26 protein-coding genes and 2 tRNA genes are annotated in these 25,025 nt (G+C 70.8%); 7 read left to right on the forward strand and 21 right to left on the reverse strand.

What is annotated here, in order from left to right; all coding sequences use genetic code 11:
- Positions 1-44: 44 nt before the first annotated feature.
- Positions 45-569 carry a hypothetical protein gene (locus tag ACQ614_RS12205; protein WP_431678533.1) on the reverse strand — a complete coding sequence of 175 codons (525 nt, stop codon included), beginning with the start codon at positions 567-569 and terminating at the stop codon, positions 45-47.
- 281 nt (positions 570-850) lie between these two features.
- Positions 851-3,490, reverse strand: a complete 2,640-nt coding sequence (locus ACQ614_RS12210) for a valine--tRNA ligase (protein ID WP_431678535.1) — start codon at positions 3,488-3,490, stop codon at positions 851-853.
- A gap of 185 nt (positions 3,491-3,675) precedes the next feature.
- Here ACQ614_RS12210 and ACQ614_RS12215 point away from each other — a divergent pair, with 185 nt between their 5' ends.
- Positions 3,676-4,587 (forward strand): hypothetical protein, encoded by a 912-nt coding sequence (locus ACQ614_RS12215; RefSeq protein ID WP_431678536.1) that lies wholly within the window; start codon positions 3,676-3,678, stop codon positions 4,585-4,587.
- A 32-nt stretch (positions 4,588-4,619) separates the two neighbouring features.
- Positions 4,620-5,426: a hypothetical protein gene (locus ACQ614_RS12220; protein ID WP_431678537.1), complete on the forward strand. Its 807-nt coding sequence runs from the start codon at positions 4,620-4,622 to the stop codon at positions 5,424-5,426.
- A gap of 104 nt (positions 5,427-5,530) precedes the next feature.
- Here ACQ614_RS12220 and clpX read toward each other — a convergent pair whose 3' ends face one another.
- The 5 genes from clpX to ACQ614_RS12245 form a co-directional block, all read right to left on the reverse strand.
- On the reverse strand, positions 5,531-6,817 hold the full coding sequence (gene clpX / locus ACQ614_RS12225; protein ID WP_263105397.1) for an ATP-dependent Clp protease ATP-binding subunit ClpX: 1,287 nt from the start codon (positions 6,815-6,817) through the stop codon (positions 5,531-5,533).
- A 346-nt stretch (positions 6,818-7,163) separates the two neighbouring features.
- Complete coding sequence (locus ACQ614_RS12230; protein ID WP_363497013.1) at positions 7,164-7,820, reverse strand: ATP-dependent Clp protease proteolytic subunit; 657 nt, start codon at positions 7,818-7,820, stop codon at positions 7,164-7,166.
- Positions 7,821-7,870: 50 nt separating this feature from the next.
- A complete protein-coding gene (locus ACQ614_RS12235; protein ID WP_052390707.1) occupies positions 7,871-8,500 on the reverse strand; it encodes an ATP-dependent Clp protease proteolytic subunit in 630 nt (209 codons plus the stop codon).
- Positions 8,501-8,744: 244 nt separating this feature from the next.
- On the reverse strand, positions 8,745-10,136 hold the full coding sequence (gene tig, locus ACQ614_RS12240) for a trigger factor (RefSeq protein WP_363497016.1): 1,392 nt from the start codon (positions 10,134-10,136) through the stop codon (positions 8,745-8,747).
- Between the two features lie 253 nt (positions 10,137-10,389).
- A tRNA-Pro gene (locus ACQ614_RS12245) sits at positions 10,390-10,463 on the reverse strand.
- 164 nt (positions 10,464-10,627) lie between these two features.
- Here ACQ614_RS12245 and ACQ614_RS12250 point away from each other — a divergent pair.
- Positions 10,628-10,701: transfer RNA gene (locus tag ACQ614_RS12250), tRNA-Gly, on the forward strand.
- 63 nt (positions 10,702-10,764) lie between these two features.
- Here the strand turns inward: ACQ614_RS12250 and ACQ614_RS12255 are convergent.
- The 13 genes from ACQ614_RS12255 to ACQ614_RS12315 all read right to left on the reverse strand — a co-directional run bounded on the left by ACQ614_RS12255 (position 10,765) and on the right by ACQ614_RS12315 (position 18,572).
- The gene (locus ACQ614_RS12255; RefSeq protein ID WP_431678538.1) at positions 10,765-11,919 is read right to left on the reverse strand and encodes a tyrosine-type recombinase/integrase; all 1,155 of its coding nucleotides are present in this window, start codon (positions 11,917-11,919) and stop codon (positions 10,765-10,767) included.
- A complete protein-coding gene (locus tag ACQ614_RS12260; RefSeq protein WP_431678539.1) occupies positions 11,919-12,128 on the reverse strand; it encodes an excisionase family DNA-binding protein in 210 nt (69 codons plus the stop codon). The genes ACQ614_RS12255 and ACQ614_RS12260 overlap by 1 nt, the downstream gene beginning before the upstream one ends.
- Entirely contained in the window at positions 12,121-13,476 is a 1,356-nt protein-coding gene (locus ACQ614_RS12265; protein ID WP_431678541.1) for a replication initiator, read from the reverse strand. The genes ACQ614_RS12260 and ACQ614_RS12265 overlap by 8 nt, the downstream gene beginning before the upstream one ends.
- A gap of 66 nt (positions 13,477-13,542) precedes the next feature.
- Positions 13,543-13,716 (reverse strand): hypothetical protein, encoded by a 174-nt coding sequence (locus ACQ614_RS12270; RefSeq protein ID WP_431678543.1) that lies wholly within the window; start codon positions 13,714-13,716, stop codon positions 13,543-13,545.
- Positions 13,717-13,719: 3 nt separating this feature from the next.
- Positions 13,720-13,905, reverse strand: coding sequence for a hypothetical protein (locus tag ACQ614_RS12275; RefSeq protein ID WP_431678544.1), 186 nt, complete (start codon positions 13,903-13,905; stop codon positions 13,720-13,722).
- Between the two features lie 380 nt (positions 13,906-14,285).
- Positions 14,286-14,825, reverse strand: coding sequence for a GGDEF domain-containing protein (locus tag ACQ614_RS12280; protein WP_431678545.1), 540 nt, complete (start codon positions 14,823-14,825; stop codon positions 14,286-14,288).
- A 74-nt stretch (positions 14,826-14,899) separates the two neighbouring features.
- Entirely contained in the window at positions 14,900-15,424 is a 525-nt protein-coding gene (locus tag ACQ614_RS12285; RefSeq protein ID WP_431678547.1) for a DUF6197 family protein, read from the reverse strand.
- Between the two features lie 10 nt (positions 15,425-15,434).
- Positions 15,435-15,623: a hypothetical protein gene (locus tag ACQ614_RS12290; RefSeq protein ID WP_263105389.1), complete on the reverse strand. Its 189-nt coding sequence runs from the start codon at positions 15,621-15,623 to the stop codon at positions 15,435-15,437.
- Between the two features lie 15 nt (positions 15,624-15,638).
- Positions 15,639-15,830 carry a mobile element transfer protein gene (locus ACQ614_RS12295; RefSeq protein WP_431678548.1) on the reverse strand — a complete coding sequence of 64 codons (192 nt, stop codon included), beginning with the start codon at positions 15,828-15,830 and terminating at the stop codon, positions 15,639-15,641.
- A gap of 14 nt (positions 15,831-15,844) precedes the next feature.
- Positions 15,845-16,543, reverse strand: a complete 699-nt coding sequence (locus ACQ614_RS12300; RefSeq protein ID WP_431678549.1) for a DUF2637 domain-containing protein — start codon at positions 16,541-16,543, stop codon at positions 15,845-15,847.
- A gap of 32 nt (positions 16,544-16,575) precedes the next feature.
- Positions 16,576-16,749 carry a hypothetical protein gene (locus ACQ614_RS12305; RefSeq protein WP_431678550.1) on the reverse strand — a complete coding sequence of 58 codons (174 nt, stop codon included), beginning with the start codon at positions 16,747-16,749 and terminating at the stop codon, positions 16,576-16,578.
- A gap of 81 nt (positions 16,750-16,830) precedes the next feature.
- Complete coding sequence (locus tag ACQ614_RS12310; protein ID WP_431678551.1) at positions 16,831-18,219, reverse strand: FtsK/SpoIIIE domain-containing protein; 1,389 nt, start codon at positions 18,217-18,219, stop codon at positions 16,831-16,833.
- A 5-nt stretch (positions 18,220-18,224) separates the two neighbouring features.
- On the reverse strand, positions 18,225-18,572 hold the full coding sequence (locus ACQ614_RS12315) for a hypothetical protein (protein WP_431678553.1): 348 nt from the start codon (positions 18,570-18,572) through the stop codon (positions 18,225-18,227).
- A gap of 194 nt (positions 18,573-18,766) precedes the next feature.
- On the opposite strand from ACQ614_RS12315, the gene ACQ614_RS12320 reads away from it, so the two are divergent.
- The 4 genes from ACQ614_RS12320 to istB all read left to right on the forward strand — a co-directional run bounded on the left by ACQ614_RS12320 (position 18,767) and on the right by istB (position 22,839).
- Positions 18,767-19,525, forward strand: coding sequence for a GntR family transcriptional regulator (locus ACQ614_RS12320; RefSeq protein ID WP_431678555.1), 759 nt, complete (start codon positions 18,767-18,769; stop codon positions 19,523-19,525).
- 185 nt (positions 19,526-19,710) lie between these two features.
- Positions 19,711-20,523 carry a hypothetical protein gene (locus ACQ614_RS12325; RefSeq protein WP_431678556.1) on the forward strand — a complete coding sequence of 271 codons (813 nt, stop codon included), beginning with the start codon at positions 19,711-19,713 and terminating at the stop codon, positions 20,521-20,523.
- 220 nt (positions 20,524-20,743) lie between these two features.
- Positions 20,744-22,012, forward strand: coding sequence for an IS21 family transposase (gene istA, locus ACQ614_RS12330; protein WP_431678558.1), 1,269 nt, complete (start codon positions 20,744-20,746; stop codon positions 22,010-22,012).
- Positions 22,012-22,839, forward strand: a complete 828-nt coding sequence (gene istB, locus ACQ614_RS12335; protein WP_431675965.1) for an IS21-like element helper ATPase IstB — start codon at positions 22,012-22,014, stop codon at positions 22,837-22,839. The genes istA and istB overlap by 1 nt, the downstream gene beginning before the upstream one ends.
- Positions 22,840-23,520: 681 nt before the next feature.
- Here istB and ACQ614_RS12340 read toward each other — a convergent pair.
- Complete coding sequence (locus ACQ614_RS12340) at positions 23,521-24,945, reverse strand: tetratricopeptide repeat protein (protein WP_431678559.1); 1,425 nt, start codon at positions 24,943-24,945, stop codon at positions 23,521-23,523.
- Positions 24,946-25,025: the final 80 nt, after the last annotated feature.

The raw sequence follows: 25,025 nt of genomic DNA on the forward strand, positions 1-25,025 counted from the left end.
AGGCTTTGCACGTGTTTTACGCCTCCGCCCTGCGCCCCGGCGGGTCAGGCGTGCCGGGCCCCGGGCACCTGGGCGGTGCGGCCGCCGTGCCGGCGGCGGAGCTCGGCCGCGATCTCGGCGCTCTCGCCCTCGGGCAGCAGCGGCAGCATCATGGCGACGGCCTGCAGCAGCCCGCCGACCAGGTAGGTGGTGTCGGGGGTGGCGGCGACCAGGGCGCGGACGGCCGCCACGTCGCCGGCGTCGACGGCCTCGATCAGCCTGGCCGGGTCGGTGGCCTCCTCGTCCAGCAGCACGCCGGAGGCGTCGGCGGGGGCGCGCCGGGCGAGCCCCCGCAGCACCCGGTCCGCAGCCTCGGGCGCGTACGCCTTGCGGACGGCCTCGGCCGCGATCCACACCAGCAGGGTGGTGACTTCGCGTTCGACGCGGTCGGCGAAGAGGCGGTCCAACTGCTCGTCGAAGGACAGCTGGTTCCCGTGCCGGAATGCCAGAAGCAGAGCCGCCGCCCGGGCCTTTGCCGCCTCCACCTCGTGCTGCGGCAGTTCGTCAGCCAACTCCCTGGTCGCCACCATGACGTGCCCTCCCGTCAGTCGCACACCCGAATGGGGACATCTGCACACCGTACACATCCCAACTCCGAACACCGGCGGAACGCGCGCACGCAGAAACGGGGATAAATCGGCAGGACATCGGCCGCGGCGATTCACCGGGCCGACCTCGGTCGCACACGATGAAATACCGCCGAACGGACTATCAAGAACCGGTGCCGATATACCGAATGGCCCAATTCGGGGCCCGGAAAACGCGGGAGGGCCGCACCCCGTGCGGGGTGCGGCCCTCCTCGTGCCGTGCGTCAGGCCTGCGGCAGGGCGGCCAGCTGGGCCGTGATCCGGGCGATGTCGGCCTCGGCGGCCTCCTGGCGGCCACGGATCTTGGCGACCACCTCGTCCGGCGCCTTGGCGAGGAAGGCCTCGTTGCCGAGCTTGGCGGTGGTCTGCGCCTTCTCCTTCTCGGCCGCGGCGAGGTCCTTCTGCAGGCGCTTGCGCTCGGCCGCCACGTCGATGGTGCCGGAGAGGTCCAGCGCGACGGTGGCACCGGCGACCGGCAGCGAGGCGGTGGCCCCGAAGCCCTCCTCCGGCTCGGTCAGGCGCAGCAGCGAGCGGATCGCGGCCTCGTGCGGCACCAGGACGGTGCCCGCCAGGTCGAGCTTGGCCGGGACGCGCTGGCTCGGCCGCAGGCCCTGGTCGTTGCGGAACCGGCGGACCTCGGTGACCACCTGCTGGAGCGTGGCGATCTCGGCCTCGGCGTCCGCGTCCCGGTAGCCGCTGTCCTTCGGCCACTCGGCGACGACCACCGACTCGGCGCCGGTGAGCGTCGTCCACAGGGCGTCGGTGACGAACGGGACGATCGGGTGCAGCAGGCGCAGCGTGACGTCCAGGACCTCGCCGAGCACCCGGCGGGAGGCGTCGGCCTGCGGGCCGCCGGCCGCCAGGGTGGTCTTGGAGAGCTCGACGTACCAGTCGAACACCTCGTCCCACGCGAAGTGGAAGAGGGCGTCCGACAGCTTGGCGAACTGGTAGTCGTCGTACAGCGCGTCGGCCTCGGCGACGGCGGCGTTGAGGCGGGAGAGGATCCAGCGGTCGGCGGCCGTCAGGTCCTCCGGCGCCGGCAGCGGGCCCTCGACCGTCGCACCGTTCATCAGGGCGAAGCGGGTGGCGTTCCAGATCTTGTTGCAGAAGTTGCGCGAGCCCTGGACCCAGCTCTCGCCGATCGGCACGTCGGCGCCGGGGTTGGCGCCGCGGGCCAGGGTGAAGCGGACGGCGTCGGCGCCGTAGGAGTCCATCCAGTCCAGCGGGTCGACGACGTTGCCGAAGGACTTCGACATCTTCTTGCCGAACTCGTCGCGGACCAGGCCGGTCAGCGCGATGGTGTGGAACGGCGGGGTGCCGTCCATCGCGTAGAGGCCGAACATCATCATCCGGGCGACCCAGAAGAAGATGATGTCGTGGCCGGTCAGCAGGACGTCGGTCGGGTAGAACTTCTCGAGGTCCGGGGTCTTCTCCGGCCAGCCGAGGGTGGAGAACGGCCACAGGCCGCTGGAGAACCAGGTGTCCAGGACGTCGGTGTCCTGCGTCCAGCCCTCGCCGGTGGGCGGCTCCTCGTTCGGGCCCACGCAGACGACCTCGCCCTCGGGGCCGTACCAGACCGGGATGCGGTGGCCCCACCAGAGCTGGCGCGAGATGCACCAGTCGTGCATGTTGTCGACCCAGTTGAAGTAGCGGTTCTCCAGCTCCTTCGGGTGGATCTGGACCCGGCCGTCGCGGACGGCGTCGCCGGCGGCCTGGGCGAGCGGGCCGACCTTGACCCACCACTGCAGCGACAGGCGCGGCTCGACCACGGTCTTGCAGCGCGAGCAGTGGCCGACGGCGTGCATGTACGGGCGCTTCTCGCCGACGATGCGCCCCTCGGAGCGCAGCGCGCCGACCACGGCGGAGCGGGCCTCGAAGCGGTCCAGGCCGAGGAACGGGCCGTGCACGGTGATCACACCGCGCTCGTCCATCACGGTCAGGGACTCCAGGCCGTGCCGCTGGCCGATGGCGAAGTCGTTCGGGTCGTGGGCCGGCGTCACCTTGACGGCACCGGTGCCGAACTCCGGGTCGACGTGCTCGTCGGCGACGACCGGGATGCGGCGGTCCGTCAGCGGCAGCTTGATGGTGCGGCCGACCAGGTGCTTGTAGCGCTCGTCGTCCGGGTGGACGGCGACCGCGGTGTCGCCCAGCATCGTCTCGGCGCGGGTGGTGGCGACCACGATCGACTCGTCGCCCTCGCCGTAGCGGATGGAGACCAGCTCGCCCGGCACCTCGTCGTGCTCGACCTCGATGTCGGAGAGCGCGGTGAGGCAGCGCGGGCACCAGTTGATGATGCGCTCGGCGCGGTAGATCAGGCCGTCGTCGAAGAGCTTCTTGAAGATGGTCTGGACGGCCTGCGACAGGCCCTCGTCCATGGTGAAGCGCTCGCGCGACCAGTCGACGCCGTCGCCGAGGCGGCGCATCTGGCCGAGGATCTTGCCGCCGTAGTTCTCCTTCCACTCCCAGACCTTCTCGACGAAGGCCTCGCGGCCCAGGTCGTGCCGGGACAGGCCGGACTCGGCGAGCTGCTGCTCGACCTTGTTCTGGGTGGCGATGCCGGCGTGGTCCATGCCGGGCAGCCAGAGCGCCTCGAAGCCGAGCATCCGCTTGCGGCGGGTCAGCGCGTCCATCAGCGTGTGCTGGAAGGCGTGGCCGAGGTGCAGCGCACCGGTCACGTTCGGCGGCGGGATGACGATGGTGTAGGCGGGCTTGTCGCTCTTCGCGTCGGCGCTGAAGTAACCCCGCTCCACCCAGCGCTCGTACAGCTCGCCCTCTACCTCGGCCGGGGCGTAGGTCGTCGGGAGGGTGGCTGCGTCGTCCCCGGGGTAAGAGCTCTCGGGGCGCTGGTTCGTCGTGTCGGTCACGACGCACAGTTTACGTAAGAGGGGGGCGCCGTTACGAACCACTTGCCGTCCGGACCACCCCGGCGGGTGCCGACGGCCGTGCGGTAGCGTGCCCGGATACTCGCGCGGGGAACCGTGCGGGTACTGACGAGGAGTACGCCGAGAAGCAGGCCGCGGAGCGCCGTGGCGGGGGAGACCGATTTTCCATGTACGGCCAGGGTCAGCAGTATCCGCAGGGTCAGCCGCAGCAGCCGTACGGCCAGCCGCCCCAGTACGGCGGCGCACCGCAGCCGCCCGCGTACGGCGCACCGCAGCCGCCGCAGTACGGCTACCCCCAGCAGCAGCCCGCCCCGCCGTACGGCGCCCAGCCCGGCTACCCGGGCGCCCCGGTGCCCGGCCAGCAGCAGCCCTACGGCTCCCCCGGCGGCTACCCGCCGCCCACCCCGCCGAAGGGCAACAACGGCCTGGTCATCGGCCTGGTGATCGGCGCCGTGGTGCTGATCGGCGGCGGCCTCGCCGTCTGGGGCCTGTCCGGCAAGGACAGCTCGGGCGGCAGCACGGGCGGCACCACCGGTGGCGGCGGCACCACGGCCTCGGCCGCGTACAAGCTCGAACTGCCGGCCGCCCTGCCGGACGGCCACACCCAGAAGAGCGCCACCTCGGCGCCGGCCACCCCCGGCCCGGACGGCCAGAAGCCGGCCTGCACCGACGGCACCGCCGTGGCCGGCAGCTACACCAAGAACCAGACGTCGATGGTGCAGGTGATCGGCTGCTACGGCGCCGTCGCCAGCCCGGACCTCGTGCTGGCCCTGGTGGAGACGGAGGCCGTCAAGCCCAAGACGATCTCGGGCACCACCATCACCGCCACCTGGCGGACCCGGCCCACCGAGTACCCGGCGGGCACCGGCGGTGCGCCCGGCGCCAAGCTCAAGTGCGGGGTGCTGAGCACCTCGGCCACCAAGACCACCGGCGGCAACACGATCTGCATCTGGGCGGACCGCTCGACCGCGGTGGAGGTGATCTTCGCCGACCTCGGTCTGACCGGGAAGCCCATCACCCCGGCGGAGGCGGCCGAGAAGACCAAGGCCATCCGCGCGGTCGTCGAAGTGAAGAAGTAGCCAGGGCCCCACCTCCGTCGAAAGGACGTCCGGTGTCCGAGCAGAATCCGTACGGCGGTCCCCCGCCCGCTTCCCAGCCCTACGGCGCACCGCCCCCGCCGCCCGGCCCGCCGGGCTTCGGCCCGCCGCAGCCGCCCGCCTACGGCTACCCGCAGCAGCCGGCGCCCTACGGCGGCCAGCCCGCCGGCTACGGCGTCCCCGCCCAGCAGCCCTGGGGCGGCGGGATCACGCCGCAGCCGCAGAAGTCCCGCAAGGGCCTGTGGATCGTGCTCGGCTGCGTCGGCGGCGCCATCCTGCTCGGCGGCGGCCTGCTCGGCTACTTCGTCTATGACGTGACGTCAAAGACCGACAAGTACCGGATCTCCCTGCCGAGCTCCTTCCAGGGCCTGCCCCGCGAGGACTCCAACCCGCTCGCGCAGAAGCTGGAGTCCGGGCTGAACGACTCCCTCGGCAAGGGCGAGAACGCCTGGTCGCCGACCCCGGTCAGCACCGTCTACACCGACCGGCAGACGGTGGTCGCGGTCTTCGGCGGCTACGGCACCGTGCTGGCCCCGAGCTCCCAGATCGACGACTTCTTCAAGAACTTCGAGGAGGGCGCGCGCAGCCAGGGCACCACCTTCAGCGGCCGTCGCGACTTCGACGCAGGGCCGCTCGGCGGGCGCCTGACCTGCGAGGTCATGCACGCCCCGACCGAGGACGACAGCCTGTGCGCCTGGGCGGACGGCTCCACCTTCGTCGCCGTGCTCACCGGCGAGGTGGACCAGGACTCCGAGGTCGACCTGGACGAGGCCGCGACCGCAGCCCGCGAACTGCGCCGCATCGCCGAGGTGCCGAAGTAGCGTCCGGCACGTGATGCCGGGCCCTGCTCCGGGCCCGCGACACGGCGAAGGCCCTGCACCGCTTCCGGGTGCAGGGCCTTCGCCGTCTGTCGTGGGGAGGAGCGTCAGGCGCTCTTCTCCCGGCGCTCACGCTTGATCATGTCGCGCGGCACGAGGGTCGGGATGGCGTGCTTGGAGACGACGTCCCCGGTCACCACCACGCGGGCGACGTCCTGACGCGAGGGCACCTCGTACATCACGGACATCAGCACCTCCTCCATGATCGCGCGCAGGCCGCGGGCGCCGGTGCCGCGCAGGATCGCCTGATCGGCGATGGCCTCCAGCGCGTCCCGGGTGAACTCCAGCTCCACGCCGTCCAGCTCGAAGAGCTTGCGGTACTGCTTAACCAGCGCGTTCTTCGGCTCGGTGAGGATCTGCAGCAGCGCCTCGCGGTCCAGGTTGTGCACGCTGGTGATCACGGGCAGGCGGCCGATGAACTCGGGGATCATGCCGAACTTCACGAGGTCTTCCGGCATGACCTGGCGGAAGTGGTCGCTGGCGTCCGACTCCCGCTTGGAGCGAATGGTCGCGCCGAAGCCGATGCCCTTGGCGCCGGCCCGGCCCTCGATGATCCGCTCCAGGCCCGCGAACGCACCGCCGACGATGAACAGCACGTTGGTGGTGTCGATCTGGATGAACTCCTGGTGCGGGTGCTTGCGCCCGCCCTGCGGCGGCACCGAGGCGGTGGTGCCCTCCAGGATCTTCAGCAGCGCCTGCTGCACGCCCTCGCCGGAGACGTCGCGCGTGATCGACGGGTTCTCGCTCTTGCGGGCGACCTTGTCGATCTCGTCGATGTAGATGATCCCGGTCTCGGCCTTCTTGACGTCGTAGTCCGCCGCCTGGATCAGCTTGAGCAGGATGTTCTCGACGTCCTCGCCGACGTAGCCGGCCTCGGTCAGCGCGGTGGCGTCCGCGATCGCGAAGGGCACGTTCAGCATCCGGGCCAGCGTCTGCGCCAGCAGCGTCTTGCCGGAGCCCGTCGGGCCGAGCAGCAGGATGTTGGACTTGGCCAGCTCGATCGCGTCCTCGCGGCCGTTGCCGGCCCGGCCGTTCTCTCCGGCCTGGACGCGCTTGTAGTGGTTGTAGACCGCGACGGACAGCGCCTTCTTCGCGAGGTCCTGGCCCACCACGTACTGGTCGAGGAACTCGTAGATCTCGCGGGGCTTCGGCAGCTCCTCGAAACGGACCTCCGAGGACTCGGCGAGCTCCTCCTCGATGATCTCGTTGCAGAGGTCGATGCACTCGTCGCAGATGTAGACGCCAGGCCCGGCGATCAGCTTCTTCACCTGCTTCTGCGACTTGCCGCAGAACGAGCACTTGAGCAGGTCGCCACCGTCTCCGATGCGTGCCACGAGGTGCTTCCCCTTCGCCAGGGGCCCCGCAGCGGTCCGGGGCCTGGTGCTGTGGACCGGCTGCGCCGTCGGCGGTCGGTCTCGCTATCCGACGGTACTCTGCCGAGCCGGAGATTCCGCCGACTTCGACAGCTCTGCCCTACGCCCTGGGCGAATTGATACCGAACAGAAGCCGTCTCACGGGCATGCGCCCATATGCATTGTGCCCGCCCGGCCGCCTCGACCGGAACGGATCGGGGCGGGGCGTACGTCACTGTCGCGCCCCCGCGCCCCACCGAGCGCTCCCGCACCGGTGGTCCGCGGCGGCCGACAGCCCGCACGGCCCGCCCCCGAAGCCGCGAAGGGCTCAGCCCGTCAGCGAGGACTTGCGGGTCGAGATGATCTGGTCGATCAGCCCGTACTCCAGCGCCTCCTCGGCGGTCAGGATCTTGTCGCGCTCGATGTCGTCGCGGACGGTCTCGACCGGCTTGTTGGAGTGCTTGGCCAGCATCTCCTCCAGCTGCTCGCGCATCCGGAAGATCTCCTTGGCCTGGATCTCCAGGTCGGACACCTGGCCGCGGCCGGTCTCGGTGTACGGCTGGTGGATCAGGATGCGCGCGTTCGGCAGCGCCATCCGCTTGCCGGGGGTGCCGGCCGCCAGCAGCACGGCCGCGGCGGAGGCCGCCTGGCCCATGCAGACGGTGGTGATGTCCGGCTTCACGTACTGCATGGTGTCGTAGATGGCCGTCAGCGCGGTGAACGAACCGCCGGGCGAGTTGATGTACATCTGGATCTCGCGGTCCGGGTCCATCGACTCCAGGCACAGCAGCTGGGCCATGATGTCGTTGGCCGAGACGTCGTCCACCTGCGAGCCGAGGAAGATGATGCGCTCCTCGAACAGCTTGGCGTACGGGTCGTACTCGCGGATGCCCTGGGAGGTGCGCTCGACGAAGCGCGGCACGATGTAGCGGCCCTCGGCGCGGGGGCCCTCGAACTCGCCGCGCGGCGTGTAGGGAGTGTTCATGGGGTGTTCGGTCCTCCGAAGCGTGCGGTCTGGAAGTCTGGGGCCGGCCGTCAGGCGGTGAAGCCTGCGCCGGTGCCGCCGCCGCCGGGGACGTCCGCGGCGCTGTGCATGATCTCGTCGATGAGGCCGTACGCCTTGGCCTCCTCCGGGGTGAACCAGCGGTCGCGGTCGGAGTCAGCGGTGATCTGGTCGAAGCTCTGGCCGCTGTGGAAGGCGATCAGCTCGGACATCCGCTTCTTGGTGCGCAGGAGCTGCTCGGCCTGGATCCGGATGTCGGAGGCCGAACCGCCGAGACCGGCGGAGGGCTGGTGCATCAGGATGTTGGCGTTGGGCAGCGAGAAGCGCTTGCCCTTGGCGCCGGCGGTCAGCAGGAACTGGCCCATCGAGGCCGCCATGCCCATCGCGATGGTCACCACGTCGTTCTTGATGTACTGCATGGTGTCGTAGATCGCCATGCCCGCCGAGATCGAGCCGCCCGGCGAGTTGATGTACAGGAAGATGTCCTTCTCCGGGTCGGCGGCCAGGAGGAGGAGCTGGGCGGTGATCTTGTTGGCGATGTCGTCGTCGACCTGCTGGCCGAGGAAGATGATGCGCTCGTTGAGCAGCCGGTTGTAGACCTGGTCGCCCAGGCCGCCGAGCACGTCACCGGCGGCGGCGCGCGGCGCCGTCAGGCCATCCATCTGCATCTGCGGGAACGTCACTTAGCCACCTGCTCAGTCGATCTGCGTGTGTGTCGCTGTCCACCGACCCTAACGCGCAGGCCGCGGCTCAGAATCCCCCACGCAGAACTGTTCGCTGTGAGCGCAGGGTGTGCGCGGAAATGCGGAGACCGCCCCGAGCCCGTCGAGAGGCGAGCGGGCGAGGACGCAGCAGTGGCCCGGACACCTCGTGGTGTCCGGGCCACTGCTCTCAGCGGGTGGAGGATCAGGCCTCGGTGGCCTCGTCCGCGACCTCGACGGTCTCGACGGCGTCGGTGGCCTCGGTCTCGTCCTCGTCGTCCTCGAAGGAGACGGTCTCACCGTTGCTGTCGGTGACGGTGGCGGCCTCGACGACCAGCGCCAGCGCCTTGCCGCGGGCGACCTCGCCGACCAGCAGCGGAACCTGGCCGCCCTGGACGATCTGCTGGGCGAACTGGTCCGGGGTGAGGCCGGAGCCGGCGGCGCGGCGGATGAGGTGCTCGGTCAGCTCCTCCTGGCTGACGTTGAGCTCCTCCTTCGCCACGATCTCGTCCAGGACGAACTGGGTCTTGATGCCCTTCTTCGCCTGGTCCGCGGTCTCCGTCTCGTAGTCCTCGACGGACTTGTCCTGGGTGGCCAGGTAGGACTCGAGGGTCAGGCCCATGGGCTCGAGCTGGTGGTGCTCGAGGTTGTGCTTGCGGGTCTCGACCTCGTCCTTGAGGAGCTTCTCCGGGTACTCCATCTCGACCCGGGTCAGCAGCTCGTCCAGGACCTTCTCCTGGGCCTGGGTGGCCTGGTCGAACTCCTTCATACGCTCGAGGCGCTTGCGGGAGTCGGCCTTGAGCTCGTCCAGGGTGTCGAACTCACTCGCCAGCTGGGCGAACTCGTCGTCGAGCTCGGGGAGCTCCTTCTCCTGGACGGCGGTCACGGTGACCGTGACCTCCGAGCTCTTGCCGGCCTGGGTGCCGCCCTTGAGCTCGGTGGTGAAGGTCTTGGACTCACCGGCGGACAGGCCGATCACGGCGTCGTCGATGCCGTCCAGCAGGCGGCCGGAGCCGATCTCGTAGCTGACGCCGGACGCGGTGCCGTCCTCCGGCACCTCGCCGTCGACCTTGGCCTCCAGGTCGACGACCACGACGTCGCCGGCGGCGGCGGCGCGCTCGACGTCCTTCACGGAGGAGAAGCGCTCGCGGAGCTGCTCCAGCGACTTGTCGACGTCCTCGTCGGACACCGAGACGGCGTCGACGGTGACCGAGATCTCCGAGAAGTCAGGCAGGGTGATCTCCGGGCGGACGTCCACCTCGGCGGTGAACTTCAGGTCGCCACCATCGGCGATCCGCTCGACGCCCTCGATGTCGGTGATCTCGGGCTGGCCGAGGACCTCGATCTTGCCCTCGTCGACGGCCTGCGTGTAGAAGCGCGGCAGGGCGTCGTTGACGGCCTCCTCCAGCACCGCGGCACGGCCGAAGCGCTGGTCGATGACGCGAGCCGGGATCTTGCCCTTGCGGAAGCCCGGAACCGTGACCTGCTGGTTGATCTTCTTGTACGCCGCGTCGAGGCTGGGCTTGAGCTCCTCGAAGGGCACCTCGACGGTGAGTCGAACCCGGGTCGGGTTCAGAGTCTCGACGGCGCTCTTCACGGTTTGGTCTCCTATGGGCTTGCGGTCAGGTTGTCTCCGCCCGACATCTTGGCCGGACGGCCGGTCGGGCGAGACGGGCGATGGGCGATTGGGGCTGCATCTCCCGTACGGGGTGGACGGTGAGCGTGACTCCTCGCCCTCGTGCGGCTTCGGCCCGTGTGCATGCCACAAGCACTGCCGCCATCGGCCCATCCTACCGGTACCACGAAAGCAACAGGGCCCCGCCCGCCTGACGAGACCCTGCCGACAACTGTCGGGGTGACCGGATTCGAACCGACGGCCTTCCGCTCCCAAAGCGGACGCGCTACCAAACTGCGCCACACCCCGTAGTGCCAAAGAGAGAGTACACGCCGGTCCGGGCCCCCTCGCCGCAATATCGGCGGGCACCTGAACGAAAGCGGTGTGCATTCGGCCGACCCGACCAGGTAGGCTGGCCACCGTCCCCGAGGCGACCACCGCATCGAGGGGCGACGTGCCGTCAAGGCACGTACGCGGGCGTAGCTCAATGGTAGAGCCCCAGTCTTCCAAACTGGCCACGCGGGTTCGATTCCCGTCGCCCGCTCCAACACGAAGGCCCCAGCTCAGCGATGTGATCGCGGAGCTGGGGCCTTCGCCGTCTGAGGCACTTTCAGGGCTTCGTGCCCCTCGCGTGCCCCTTCGGATCGGTCGTGTCCTTCCGTGCCCTCGGACGGGCCTTGCTCACGAGTTCGCTGACCGCCCGGGCGATCGAGCGCTCGCGCTCCGCGGTGGCGTGCTGATAGATCAGCGCGGCCCGTGCGGTGCTGTGGCCCATCCTCGCCATGAGCTTCCGGGTACTGGCCCCGGTCGAGGCCGCCAGGGTGTTCCCGGTGTGCCGAAGATCGTGGAAGCGCAGACCGGTGACGCCCGCCCCGGCGCACGCCCTGCGCCAGAGCCGGTTGAAGTGGTTGCGCCGCGGCATGACACCCGTGGGCCCGACGAACACCTTCCCGTCGCTCCCCTGCTCGGCGAAGAGGTCCAGGTGCCGCCTCACCTCGGCGAGGATCACCTCGGGAATCGCCACCGTCCGGACACCGGCCGCGGTCTTGGGCAGCTTGGTGATCCGCTCCCCGTTGGGCAGCTCGGCCACGGACTGACGGACCCGGAGCGTGCCGAGGCCCGGGTCAACATCCCGCCGGCTCAGCCCCAGCAGTTCGCCCCACCGCAGCCCGCAGAAGGCGGCGAGCAGCACGAGCGCCCGGTACCGCTCCCCGATCTGCCCGGCCACGGCGTAGACCTCGGCAACGGTCGCAATCGGCCGCTCCGGGGTCTCTTCCTTGCTCCCTCCCTTGATCTGGCACGGGTTGCGCCGGATCAGCCGGTCGGCGACGGCGGTGTTCAGCACGGCCCGCAGCAGGGCGTAGGACTTGGCCACGGTCGAGGCCCCGATGCCGGCAGAAAGCCGGGCGGCGCGCCAGGCCCGGACGGCGGCCGGGGTGATGTCTGCGACGGGAGTGCGTCCGAAAGTAGGCGCCAGGTGGAGACGGAGCAGCGTCTCGTACAGCTGGACCGTGCGCACGCCGAGCCCACGCTCGGCGATCCAGGCTTGGGCAAACACGCCGAAGGCGATCTTCCCGGCGTCGGGGTCGGACCACTCCCCCGCCCGCAGCTCAGTCTGTGTGGAGGCGAGCCAGTCATCGGCCTTCCGCTTGGTGTCGAAGGTCTCCGGGGCGGCCCGGAGAACGCCGTCCGGTCCGATGTACCGGGCCTGCCAGCGCCCGGAGGGCAACTTGCGGACCCGGCCGAAGGCACGACGGCCAGCCATCAGGCAGCCACCCCCAGCCGGGAGCGACGGACGGCCGGGCGGACGGTGCCCGCCTCGATGAAGGCCGCCAGGACCGACGCCCTGATCCGAACGTGCCGGCCGACCTTCACGTACTCGATGCGCCGCTCCTCGATCAGGCGCCGCGGGAAGCGCACCGTGGTCCCGAGGACGTCGGCCACCTCCTCGACGCTCAGCAGCCGGTCAGCCATGGGTCGGTTCTCCTTCCGTTCCGGGTGCGGGTTGCAGTGCTTGGGCAAGCCAGGCTTCGCCGCGGGTCAGGCCGGTGCCGGCGAAGGCCCAGTGGGAGAGGACGAGGGTGGTCTCCTCGCCGTCCGGGGTGTCGGGGCCGTGGAGGTGTTCGAGGGCTTGGGCGCGGCGCCAGGCGGCGCGGGCGGCGCGGAGTGCGCCGAGGGTGGTGGAGTAGCGGCGGGTCTTGGTGGAGAAGTGGCCGCGGAAGCCGAGCATGTGGGCCCAGGCGCGCAGGCGGAGGTCGGCGAGTTCGGGACGGTTGCCGAGGGTCCAGCAGGTGCGGATGAGGCGGCGGGCATGTTCGGGGATGTCCAGGTGGGTGATCTCGGCGATCAGGCGCACCGGGCGGTCGAGGGTGCCGGTGGCGGTCTCGGCGCCCTTGGTGGCGTATTTGGCGATGTAGGCGGCGACGGCGCGTTCGGTGATCTGGACCGGGCCGGTGAAGTCGGCGCTGCGGATGGTGCGGATGTCGAGCTGGCGGCCGAAGGCGAAGCGGTACTCGCGGCCGTCGACCAGGGGGCCGGGGATGTCGGTGCGGCGGGCGGCGGCCCGGATCGCATCGCTCAGCAGCTCGGGAGTGGCCCAGTCCGGGGGTGGGGTGTCGCCGCCGTCGGGGCCGTCGAGGCGGATCACGGCGTGGAAGTGGATCGCGCCGCGCTTTTGGTACTCGGCGACCTTGCCGAAGGAGATCCGGGCGAACTGGCGGAAGGCGCGTTGGGTGAGTCCGGCGCGCTTGGCGACCTCGCGGCGCAGGTGGATGGAGAAGCGGGCCCAGAGCTTGCCGGCGTGGGCGTTCCACAGCACCGCCTGCTGGTAGTCGTAGCGGTCCGGGTCGAGGGGTGAACCGAGGGCCGGGTCGTCGGCCGGGTGCTCGGTTCCGCAGCGGCAGCGGCCGGAGGTGGGCCGGTTGTGGACGGGGCCGAAGCTGGGGGCGGTGAAGGTGGCGAACACCCGCGGATGGGCGGCCACGGTCTGAGGGGTGCCCTTGCCGCCGGTCAGTCCGGCGGTGATCAGGTGGTAGGTGTCGCGGCGGTAGGTCTCGGCGCAGGACGCGCAGCGGGTGGTGCGCCGGTTGCCGCAGCGCAGCAGCAGGCTGCCGGCGGGCAGCTCGGACGATTCCAGGTGGTGGAGGACGGGGCCGATCTCGCCGGTGGCGGTGTCGACGCTGTGCTCGGTGCGCCAGCCGGTGAGGCGGATCGGGGTGGTACAGCCGGCGAGGCCGGAGAGCTGGCGCATGAGGGCGGGCATGGTGCCGAGTCGGGCGAGGTCGAGGAGATCGGCGACCGGGGGTAAGGCGGTGGCGGTCATGGGCTGTGCCTCCTGTGGGATGCCGGCCCCGAAGCCGAGTGGTGGGTGGCTTCGGGGCTGGGCAGGTCAGGACGGGTCGGGGGCGGGCTTGGTGTGCTGGTCGGTCCAGGTCTCGGCGCAGACCTTGTGGACGGGCCTGCCGCGGTCGGAGCGCAGGTTGGTGGGCCGCTGGCAGACGCCGCAGGGGGCGGGCTTGTTGTCCCAGTGCCGGGAGTCACGCCAGTCGAGGAGCGCGCCCACGTCTCAGGCCCGGGCGGCGGCGGTGAGGCGGCGGGCGGGCAGGTGGCCGGTGCCGTGGCAGGTGCGGCAGTCGGCGGTGATCGTCACGCGGGTGCCGTCGAGGTAGCGGGTGCCGGTGGCGATGGCGGCGCGGGCGAAGCCGTCGCAGGCGGGGCAGATCGGGGCGTTGGCGTGGGTGTGCTGGGGCATGATGAAGGTCTCCTTCGTGGGCCTTGGGTTCGTGGAGGGGTGCGGTCCCCGGGGCGGGATGCTTGGCGGCTTTGCCGTCCCGGGGACTGGTCTTGCGAGCGGCTTGTCGGCGATCTCTGGCAGCTAGTTCGCTCGGAGGATCGCGCCCGTAGCGCTAACCTCCTGCTCGTGACTCGGGCAGGCAGGTATCGGTGGCGCACACGCTTGCGTGAGCACCTTCCGTGGTTCCTGCTGGATCGCGGTTTCGCCGCCAAGGGGAAGCGGGACTGCGGGGCGCACGAGTGGTACAACCAGGACGGCGTTACCGCCCGGTGCTACCACTGCGAGGTCGGCGAACAGCCTTGATCCTCTGTGGCCCCTTGAGGGCCCGAGTCCGACCACTAGCGGCGACGGGAGGTCCGGCCGCCGGGCTTGCGGGCGTACATGTCGCGATCGGCAGCCGACAGGGCCTCAGTCAGGAGCAAAGCCGCGGGGCGGGAGGCCCCGACAGACGCGCTGACGTCGAGGACCAGGCCGCCGACGTCAACCGGCCGGCGTAGTGCGGTGTGCAGCTGCGGGATGCGGTCGGCGGAGTCCAGGGCGACGGCAACGAACTCGTCCCCGCCGAGACGGGCGACCAGGCCGTGCGGGCCGCACCAGGTGGTGAGTCGCTGGGCGGTGGCGGTGAGGACGGCGTCCCCGGCGGCGTGGCCGTGGGTGTCGTTGACCGTCTTGAAGTCGTCCAGGTCGACCAGGAGCACCGTGGCCCGGTCGGGGTGGTTGCGGATGAGGCGTTCGGCTCGGGTGGTGAAGCCGTCCCGGGTGAGCAGGCCGGTCAGCGGGTCACGGCGGGCGGTGGCCAGGCGGCGGGCGAGCCAAGTGCCGTGGGTGGTCCAGCCGAGCAGCGGGACGCCGGCGGCGAGGATCGGGGCGAGGTCCATCGGGGCAGTTCCTCTCGAAGGGGTGCGGAACCGCGGGGCGGGATGCTTGGCGGCTTTGCCGCCCCGAGGCCCGGTCAGATGCCGAGGGACAGTGCGCGGGCGGACGCCCGGTCGAGCAGGTGGTGCACATCGGCCTGGCGGGTGCCGGGCGCATCGTTGAAGCGGTCCGGCGAGGCGTGCGGCCGGCCGGTGGCGTGGAGGACTTCCATCACCTGGACCCGGGCCCGGAGCACGGTGGTCGGGGTGCCGTAGCCGTGGGCGAGGACGGCGGCCTGCGCGCCGAGGAGACACACCCGGCCGGCGGAGTCCCACAGGCAGCCCTGCGTCCAGCCGAAGGCCGTCATGTACCGGGAGGCGAGCTGCAGGTGGTCGGCGACGGTCACCGGCGCCGGGCGGGCCGGGCGGCGGGTGAGCCGGTCAAGGAGCGTGGCGGTCGGGGCCGGGTGTCCGGCGTTCCAGGGACGGAGGGTGGTGCCGAGCGGGCAGACGTACGGCACGGCCGGCCGCGCGGTGGCGAGGTAGGTCTCGATCTCGGCGACGAGGGCGGCGCCCTCCGGGGTGAGGGTGAGCGAGGCGGGCAGCAGGAGCGCGGCAGTCATGGCGGGCCCGCTACTTGCCGGTGACGGCGGTGACGCCGGATCGGGTGGTCTGGTCGATGGCCGGGGCGAGGAAGGTGCCGGCGACGTAGAAGCCGAAGAGGGCGATCAGGGCGGCGACCCACATGCGGATGCCGAGGAGCTTGACGGCGGTCCAGGCGAGGGCGCCGAGGACGACGACCAGGGGCAGGGTGACGTTCATGGCGGGTGTCTCCTGTCAGCGGACGGGGCAGTGGTGGGTGCGGGCGGCGATCTCGGCGGCGGCGCGGGAGGCGTAGTCGGCGGAGAAGCCGCAGCGCGGGGCGGTGCAGGCGGCGGTGTGCCGTTCACGGCCGCGGCCGTCGTAGTAGGTGGCGACCTGCACCGGGCCGATGCGGATCACGTTGCGCGGGCGGATCGGGCGGGGCATGACGGGTGCTCCTGTCAGGCGAGTTGGGCGGCGATGGCGTCGGCGAAGTGCGGCGGGACACCGAGCCGGGCGCGGAGGGTGTCGGTGTCGATCGGCTCCCCGGTGCGGGCACGGTGGTCGTCGGCGACCTTCCGGGCGTGGTCGACCAGCGCAACCGGCACGGCCAGCGACGGAACGGGCCGGGACACGGGTGCGGGTTCGGGTACCGGGATGGGCGGGAGCTCGGGCAGCGGCTCGGGCGCGCTGACCACTTCCGGTGCGGGTTCCACCGGGACGGCGGGTTCGGTTTCGTAGAGCGGGAGTTCGGGATCGACATCGACCGCCGACACCGGCGCCGGGGCGGGCGGGGCGGCGTGGGCGAGGAGCGTGCCGCCGAAGAAGGCGAGCGCGGGCCAGCCGGCGACCAGGATCCGCAGCCACGCGGGCACGTGGGCGAGGTCGAGAAGTCCGGCGGTGGCGACATTCGCGCCGAGCGAGGCGGTGAGAGCGATGGCGAACCAGGTCCAGGCGGCCGGGGCCGGGGCGCCACCGGCCCGCAGGGTGCGCATGCGGTGCCAGGCAGCGACGAGGAGCAGGTCAACGGACACGGGGTAGGCCCAGGCCTTCCAGCCGTGCTGGCCGGCGGCTGCAGCGAGGTCGTGCAGGTGGGCGAAGGACAGGGCACCGGCGATGGCGGCCTGCACGAGCACGGCATCCGGGCGGGGCAGTCGCATCGGTGGGTCCTCCTTCCGGGAGTGGTCGGGGGCTACTGGGCGGCGGTGCCGGTGCCGAGGCAGGTGGGGCACAGGACCTCGACCTCTCCGGCGGGGCGGGACTTCTTGCCGCGGCCGACGGTGTGGGTCTCGCGGACCCAGCCGGCACCGGCGCAACCGGTGCACGTGGGCGGGGCCTGCTTGGTGCTGGTCTTCCTGGCGGGCATGACCGGGTTCCTTCCGGCGTCGGGCATGGCAGGGGTAGGGACCTGGCGCGAGACGGTCGCGCCGACCGGCGGGCGAGGGTGTTACTCGGTGGCCGGCGTCGGGACGAGCCGGGGCGGCGCCGCGGGCTTCGGCGGAATCACCACGGCCTGCGCGACGGCGGGGCGGAAGGCGGCGAGGGCAGGCACGTCGGGGACCAGGTGGGCGTGCTCGCGGCAGATCCGGGCCGCGTCGGCCAGCGACAGGTCAGGGGTGCGGATGCGGGACCAGCCGCCGGAGGTGTCACCGGCCACGGCCAGGCCCGGCCTCTCGGGCGCGATCTGCGTCGAGGCGAGGACCGCCTCCGGGGAGATGTCGCCGAGTCCCATGTCGGCGGTCTGCCGGTCGTTCACCCGGTGCACGACCCGCCCCGTCAGCTGGGCGCGGAGCATCGTGGCACCCTTGCCCAGCTCGGAGCCGAACCGCTGCCCGCACACCTCCAGGGACATCCCGGCCGCGCGGCCGATCTGAGCGAGGCGGATCAGCTGGGTGACCATGTGGTCGCGCCGCTCCTCCTCCCGACGAGTGGCGACGAGGAACAGCTCGGCCACCTCGTCCACCAGCAGGACCAGCGGCACCGGCCGCAGCTTTTCGGGCAGACCCCAGATGTCCGAGGTGATGTCCTCCGCCGGCACCGACCCGGGGATGCCCTGGTGGCGGCGGATCAGCTCGTAGCGGTCTTCCATCTCGCCGACCAGCGCATCCAGCAGCAGGGATGCCTGTTCCGGGTCGGTGGCCAGCGCGGACAGCCGCGGCGCGAACGGTGCCTGTTCGACACCGCGCTTGCAGTCGATCCCCACCAGGGCGACCGGCCGCCGGGCGAGACCGGCGATCAGGTTCCGCATGAACACCGACTTCCCGGACAGGGTGGCGCCGAGGTTCAGGCCGTGCGGCACCGCCCGGTAGTCCCGGACGAACGCCGTCCCGTCCTCCCGCAGCGCCACCGGCACCACCAGGTCACCGGCCGGCAGGCGGCGCGGCATCCGCACGGTGCGGAGCACGTCGAAGCCGGTCATCCGCAGCTCCACCACACCGGGCTTGAGCACCGCCACGTGGACGGAGTGCACACCCCAGGCGTGACGGAGGCGTTCGGCCGACGCCTGCACGTCCGCCGGTTCCTGACCCGGGGCCAGCCGCAGCCGCACCCGCAGGCCGGTCGAGGTCGGCCGGACCCGCAGGATCCGCGGCGGCACCGGCCGGATCTCCCGGCGGGTGGTCGCCCGCACCAGCAAGACCCGCAACCGGGACGGCTCCACCGTCAGCCCACAGGCGTCCATCGTGCTGCCGTAGGTGGCGGAGAACCGCACCGCCGCCACCGGCAGACCCACCGCCGACCAGAACAGCGCCGACGCCTTGACCCGGGCGTACACGGCGCCACCGGCCACAGCCGCCGCGGGGGCACCCAGCTCGGCGAGCGTCAGCAGCTCGGACATGGCGATCAGCCCCGGGCCGGCGCCGGGACGAGCGAGGTGATCGCCGTCGCGCGGAAGGAGATGCCGTGCCGCTTCTGCCCGTTGAACTCGTTCTCCCAGTCCCGCGCCTTCAGCCCGGTCACCGCGACCACCGTGCCCACTGTCAGACCCTCGCTGATCCCGGTCTCCGGCACCGACACCGTGTACAGGTTCGCCTCACCGTCGTCCGCGATGGTCAGCCCGACCGTCAGCATCCGCGCACCGGTCTCCCGGTCGATCGCGATCTCACCGGTCTGCTTGTTCACCACCTTCGGCGCCGGCGGGACGACCACGAAGACCACCGCAGTGGACGTGTCGATCTTGAACGTAGCCATGACGACATCTCCCCTTCACTGAGGAGCCCCCGAGTGGAGCCCTTCTCTAGAGATGCCTCCAGTGAAGCGCCCATCTCTAGAGAAGTCAACGAGATCTCTAGAGATGTAGCTCGGTGAAGTTGGGGCACGAGCGCGGATGCGAGGCGGAGGAGGGCGCCCCTACGATGTCTAGAGAACAAGCGAGGAGCCGAGACATGGCCAGCCAGGACGACCGCCGCCAGCCGAAGTACCAACAGATTGCCGATGCGCTCAAGGAAGCCATCCGGTCTGGTCAGTACGGCCCAGGCGACCGTCTTCCCGGCGAGAACGACCTGATGGCCACCTACGAGGTGGCGCGGATGACGGCGCGCCAGGCGCTCGGAGTGCTCCAAGCCGAAGGACTTGCCGAAGCCCGGAAGGGCGTGGGCGTGTTCGTTCGCGACTTCCGACCGCTCCGCCGACAGGGCATCAAGCGGCTCTCCCAGCAGCAGTGGGGCAGTGGGCGCTCAATCTGGTCGGCAGACATCGAGGACCGGACCCTGGTTGTTGACCAGGTGAGCGTCACCGAAGAAGCCGTCCCGAAGGATGTTGCTGCCGTGCTGGGCATGGAGCAGGGCGAGGCGGCCTGCGTCCGCAGTCGCCGCTTCGTGCTGGATGGCAAGCCAGTTCTGCTGTCCACGTCCTACCTGCCGGCTGACTTGGTAGCGGGATCCGCAATCACCCACGAAGACACCGGCCCTGGTGGGACCTATGCCCGACTCGCAGAACTCGGTTACAAGCCGGTGCACTTCCGCGAGGAGATCCGATCCCGGATGCCTTCGCAGGAGGAAGCCGACCGACTGAGGCTATCCATCGGCACACCTGTGATGCTCATCTGTCGCACGGCCTTCGCCGAGGAAGGACGGGCAGTTGAGGTCAACGAGATGACCCTCGACTCTGCCTCCTATGTCCTTGAGTACGACTTCGACTCGTGATCGAGCAGCTGGACGTGCTCCGCAACGATGTGGCTGCCGGCGTCCGCACTCACGATGGCCGCGGGTAACTGTCGAAGTACATGTCCCGATGCCCAGCCAGATACACCGGAACGTGCCCAGTGGCGGGGCGGCTACATGATGCCGGCCCTCGCGTGGCCTGTGGCCGCAACTGAGATCATGAACCCATGCCCAAGGGATCGAACCTGTTGTCAGACCTATGGCCGCTCGCGCCGGCCGGCGCGACGGACTGGCTGCTTGAGCTGTGCGGCGATGGTTTGACCGGGTTCATGCCGCCGGCGATGCCCGATGCGGCCTGGGTACTCAACGCCATGTACGAGCACGAGCACGGGCCGGGCGACGTTTCGCACCACGAGTACCGCCGGGCACGTCTGGCAGGCGGGAGCACCCCGCGCGACATCGTCGGGGGCATCGATCTCGACGCCGTGGGCGTCGTCGTCGTGGGAGGCGGTCTGGGCCGCTCCGGGCACCCCGGCCCCGGCTGGCGGCGGCTGCGCTGGGCGGAACTCGCCCGGCGGACCGGCGACCCCATCGTCCCCGACGGGCTGCTGCCCTCCTACCGTTGCTTTCCCTCGGCCACGAAGAGCGGCAGCTGGCCGCTCGGTATCACCCCACCCACCGAGGGGAGCCTGGACCGTGAGACCTGGATCCGGCTGATCGACATCCTCACCGCGCACAGCCCCGCGGGCCCGGACACCCGCTGCCTGGCCTACTACAACCCGCTGACGCTCGGCGCCGTCGACTTCGACAATCTCCATGTGCGGGCGGGGCGTCTCAGCGACGCCGGGATCCTCTACGACATGCCCGAGGCCGACCTGGCCGACTTCAGCCCCACCAACCTCTGGGCCGAAGACCGCTCATGGATCCTGTGCACCGACTACGACCTGTGGGCCACCAAGGTCGCCGGGCCTCCGGCCCTCATCGAGGCGCTGCTGGACGACACCGGTGTCGAGGCGGTACGGCTGCCCTGGTCAACCTGAGGGCAAGCTGCACCGGCCCGTCCCATCCCGAGACGTGAGCGCATTCACGTGCACAGGCTGAGCCCGTTGACCTGTCCGCCAACAGCAACCGCCACAACCTGAAGCAAACAGGTGTCGGCGACGGGTGAAACGAGGACCACGGACGGCGGATCAAAAGCGGGTCACTGCGTGATCTCTTGATCATCCTGACTTCACTGGTACGGGAGTCAGGAGGAAAGAGGTGATCGGGGTGGAGGACTGGGCTGAGATCCGTCGGCTGCACCGGGCCGAGGGTCTGTCGGCGCGGGCCGTGGCCCGGCAGTTGGGGATCTCCCGGGGCACCGTGGCACGGGCCCTGGCCTCGGACCGGCCGCCGGTCTACCAGCGCCCGCTGAAGGGATCGGCGGTCGACGTCTTCGAGCCGGCCATCCGCGAGCTGCTGAAGCAGACGCCGACGATGCCGGCCACGGTGATCGCCGAGCGGATCGGCTGGACACGCGGGCTGACCATCCTCAAGGAACGCGTGCGCGAACTGCGGCCCGGCTACCTTCCCGTGGATCCCGTCTCGCGGACGGTCTACCAGCCAGGTGAGCTCGCCCAGTGCGATCTGTGGTTCCCACCGGTGGACATCCCGCTGGGTTACGGACAAACGGGACGCCCGCCGGTGCTGGTCATGGTGGCGGGCTATTCACGAATGATCACGGCTCGGATGCTGCCGTCCCGGACCACCGCCGACCTGATCGATGGGCACTGGCGGCTGCTGACCGGCTGGCAGGCCGTCCCGAAGACGCTGGTCTGGGACAACGAGAGTGGCGTCGGCCAGGGGAAGCTGACCTCGGAGTTCGCGGCGTTCGCCGGCCTGCTCGCGATCAGGATCCGCCTCTGCCGGCCCCGCGATCCGGAGGCGAAAGGACTGGTGGAGCGGGTGAACGGCTATCTGGAGACCAGCTTCCTGCCCGGCCGCACATTCGCCGGACCCGGCGACTTCAACACCCAGCTCACCGCATGGCTGCAGATCGCCAACCGCCGACACCACCGCACGATCGGCTGCCGGCCCACCGAACGCTGGGAAGCCGACCGGGGCGCGATGCTCACCCTGCCACCGGTCGCCCCGCCCCACTGGTGGCCCCAGAGCACCCGACTGGGCCGTGACCACTACATCCGCGTCGACACCTGCGACTACTCCGTCCACCCCCGCGCCATCGGCCAGCAGATCACCATCCGGGCTGACACCGAGGAGATCACCGCCACCACCCGCACCGGCGAGACCGTCGCCCGCCACGCCCGCTGCTGGGCCCGGCACCAGACCATCACCGACCCCGAGCACGCCGCCGCGGCCGAAACCCTTCGCGGCCAGGCAATCCACCAGCGCGCCTCCCGCGCCCAGGCCCGCGGCCTGACCGCCCTCGCACTCGACGACCTGGGCATCGAGGTCGAACAACGCCAGCTCGGCTCCTACGACCGCATCTTCACCCTCATCGAGGGCGGCGCCGGAAAGGAGGACACCTGATGGCCCGCACCTCCGCTCCCAACGCCACAACCGCCACCGACACACCGGCGGCCCAAACCGGCCGACAGACCACCGCCGACCTGGCCTTCCTCTCCCGCGCGATGAAGGCGCCCGCTTTGCTGGACGCCGCCGAGCGCCTGGCGGAGCGCGCCCGCACCGAGTCCTGGACCCACCTCGAATACCTCGTCGCCTGTCTGCAACGCGAGGTCTCCGCCCGCGACAGCCACGGCGGCGAGCAACGCATCCGGGCCGCCCGCTTCCCCTCGGTCAAGACCATCGAGGAGATCGACGCATCCCACCTGCGGGGCATAACGCGCCAACAACTCGCTCATCTGGGCACACTGGACTTCATAACCGCCCGCGAGAACGTCGTCTTCCTCGGCCCGCCGGGCACCGGCAAGACACACCTGGCCACCGGACTCGCCGTCCGGGCCTGCCAGGCCGGCCACCGGGTCGCGTTCGCCACCGCCGCCCAGTGGGTCGACCGCCTGGCCGCCGCCCACCAGGCCGACCGGCTCCAGGACGAACTGGTCAAGCTCGGCCGTTACCCACTGATCGTGGTCGATGAAGTGGGCTACATCCCCTTCGAACCGGAGGCCGCGAACCTGTTCTTCCAGCTGATCTCGAACAGATACGAGAGGGCGAGCGTGATCGTCACCTCGAACAAGCCCTTCGGGCGCTGGGGAGAGGTCTTCGGTGACGAGACCGTCGCCGCGGCCATGATCGACCGGCTCGTCCACCACGCCGAGGTCCACTCCCTCAAAGGCGAGTCCTACCGCATGCGGGGGCGGGAACTCGGGCACGTCCCCATGAACGACAACGACTGACACACACCATCCAGCGAGACCGCGGCTGGCCCACAACTGAACCGTCGATACCGGCCCGAATTCAGCCGCCGCCGACAACAGGTCCCACGAGCGCGTAAAAACCTTCTCTACGGGTTCAAGGCGCCTCGCTCCGCTCGGCGGGCGGGGCGGGCGGAGCCCACGGGGAAGGCGCATCACGGCGGGATCGGAGATCACCGGCGAGGATTCCCGGCCTCCTGAACTACTAGACGTAGCCTCACAATATTCGGGGTGCCGCGCTGCGCGCGGCGGCGCCGGCCTTCCTCCGGCGCGCGCCCCGCCTCCTGTCTTCGCCCCGGCTGGGGCTTCGCCATCGTCGGCCGCGCCCACAAGGGGCGAAGAGCTAAGGCCGGGGCAGAGACGGACAGGTCCCAACTTCCACCCCCGCACGGGCGGAGGAAGGCGCGGAAGGGCAAACGTCAGAACCGGGCCCGTCGGGGCCGGGGCGGGCGGCTCCGCGGTTTTACCCACCTGCCCGGACCGGGACCCGCGTCGAGCAAGACCGGGGGGCCACTCGGCCAGATTGCGGACAGGCGAGGAGCCTGCCCGAGATCGCGGGCAAGCTTACGGCCCCCGATCATGCTCGACCCTAGCCCGGACAGGACACCGGCCAAAACCGCTCCACCACCCGCGTGCGGTGTACTACCAGCTGTCCACATGGAGCTACCGGGGAATCGTCTCAAGCCAGGCCATGACACCCATCGATTGCTGTAGGTCATCCCCGAAAAACCTAGGTCCCGCTTCGGCGAGTGCGCGGCGGATGTCGACGGCTTCGCGGATCGCGGCCAGGCCCTCCTCCTGCCGGCCCAGTTCGCCCAGCCGGATGGCCAGGTTGTTCAGGGACATGGCGAGGTCGGGGAGGTAGGCGTCCGGGCTCTCCTCGGCGAGTGCGCGGTAGTGGGCTGTGGCTTCGCGGATCGCGGCCAGGCCCTCCTCCCGCCGGCCCAGCTCGCCTAGCCGGACGGAGATGTTGTTCAGGGACACGGCGAGGCCGGAGAGGTAGGCGTCCGGGCTCTCCTCGGCGAGTGCGCGGTAGTGGGCTGTGGCTTCGCGGATTGCGGCCAGGCCCTCCTCCTGCCGGCCCAGTTCGCCCAGCCGGATGGCCAGGTTGTTCAGGGACACGGCGAGGTCGGGGAGGTAGGCCTCCGGGCTCTCCTCGGCGAGTGTGCGGCGGATGTCGACGGCTTCGCGGATTGCGGCCAGGCCCTCCTCCCGCCGGCCCAGCCCGCCCAGCCGGATGGCCAGGTTGTTCAGGGACATGGCGAGGTCGGAGAGGTAGGCGTCCGGGCTCTCCTCGGCGAGTGCGCGGTAGTGGGCTGTGGCTTCGCGGACCGCGGCCAGACCCTCCTCCTGCCGGCCCAGCTCGCCCAGCTGGATGGAGATGTTGTTCAGGGACATGGCGAGGTCGGGGAGGTAGGCGTCCGGGCTCTCCTCGGCGAGTGTGCGGCGGATGTCGACGGCTTCGCGGATTGCGGCCAGGCCCTCCTCCCGCCGGCCCAGCTCGCCCAGCCAGACGGACATGTTGTTCAAGCATGCGGCGAGGTCGGGGAGGTAGGCCTCCGGGCTCTCCTCGGCGAGTGCGCGGCGAATATCGACGGCTTCACGGACCGCGGCCAGGCCCTCCTCCCGCCGGCCCAGCCCGCCCAGCCGGATGGCCAGGTTGTTCAGGGATGCGGCGAGGTCGGGGAGGTAGGCGTCCGGGTTCGCTTCGGCGAGTGCGCGGTAGTGGGCTGTGGCTTCGCGGATCGCGGCCAGGCCCTCCTCCTGCCGGCCCAGCTCGCCTAGCCGGACGGAGATGTTGTTCAGGGACATGGCAAGGCCGGGGAGGTAGGCGTCCGGGTTCGCTTCGGCGAGTGTGCGGCGGATGTCGACGGCTTCGCGGATCGCGGCCAGGCCCTCCTCCCGCCGGCCCAGCCCGCCCAGCCGGATGGCCAGGTTGTTCAGGGATGCGGCGAGGTTGGGGAGGTAGGCGTCCGGGTTCGCTTCGGCGAGTGCGCGGTAGTGGGCTGTGGCTTCGCGGATCGCGGCCAGGCCCTCCTCCCGCCGGCCCAGCTCGCCCAGCTGGAGGGCCAGGTTGTTCAGGGACACGGCGAGGTTGGGGAGGTAGGTACTCAGGTTGAACTCGCGATGTCGGTGATCGAGATCAGGCGAGGGGCGGCTGTGGCATG

It is taken from the genome of Kitasatospora dryopteridis, from assembly GCF_050749075.1.
Lineage (GTDB): Bacteria > Actinomycetota > Actinomycetes > Streptomycetales > Streptomycetaceae > Kitasatospora.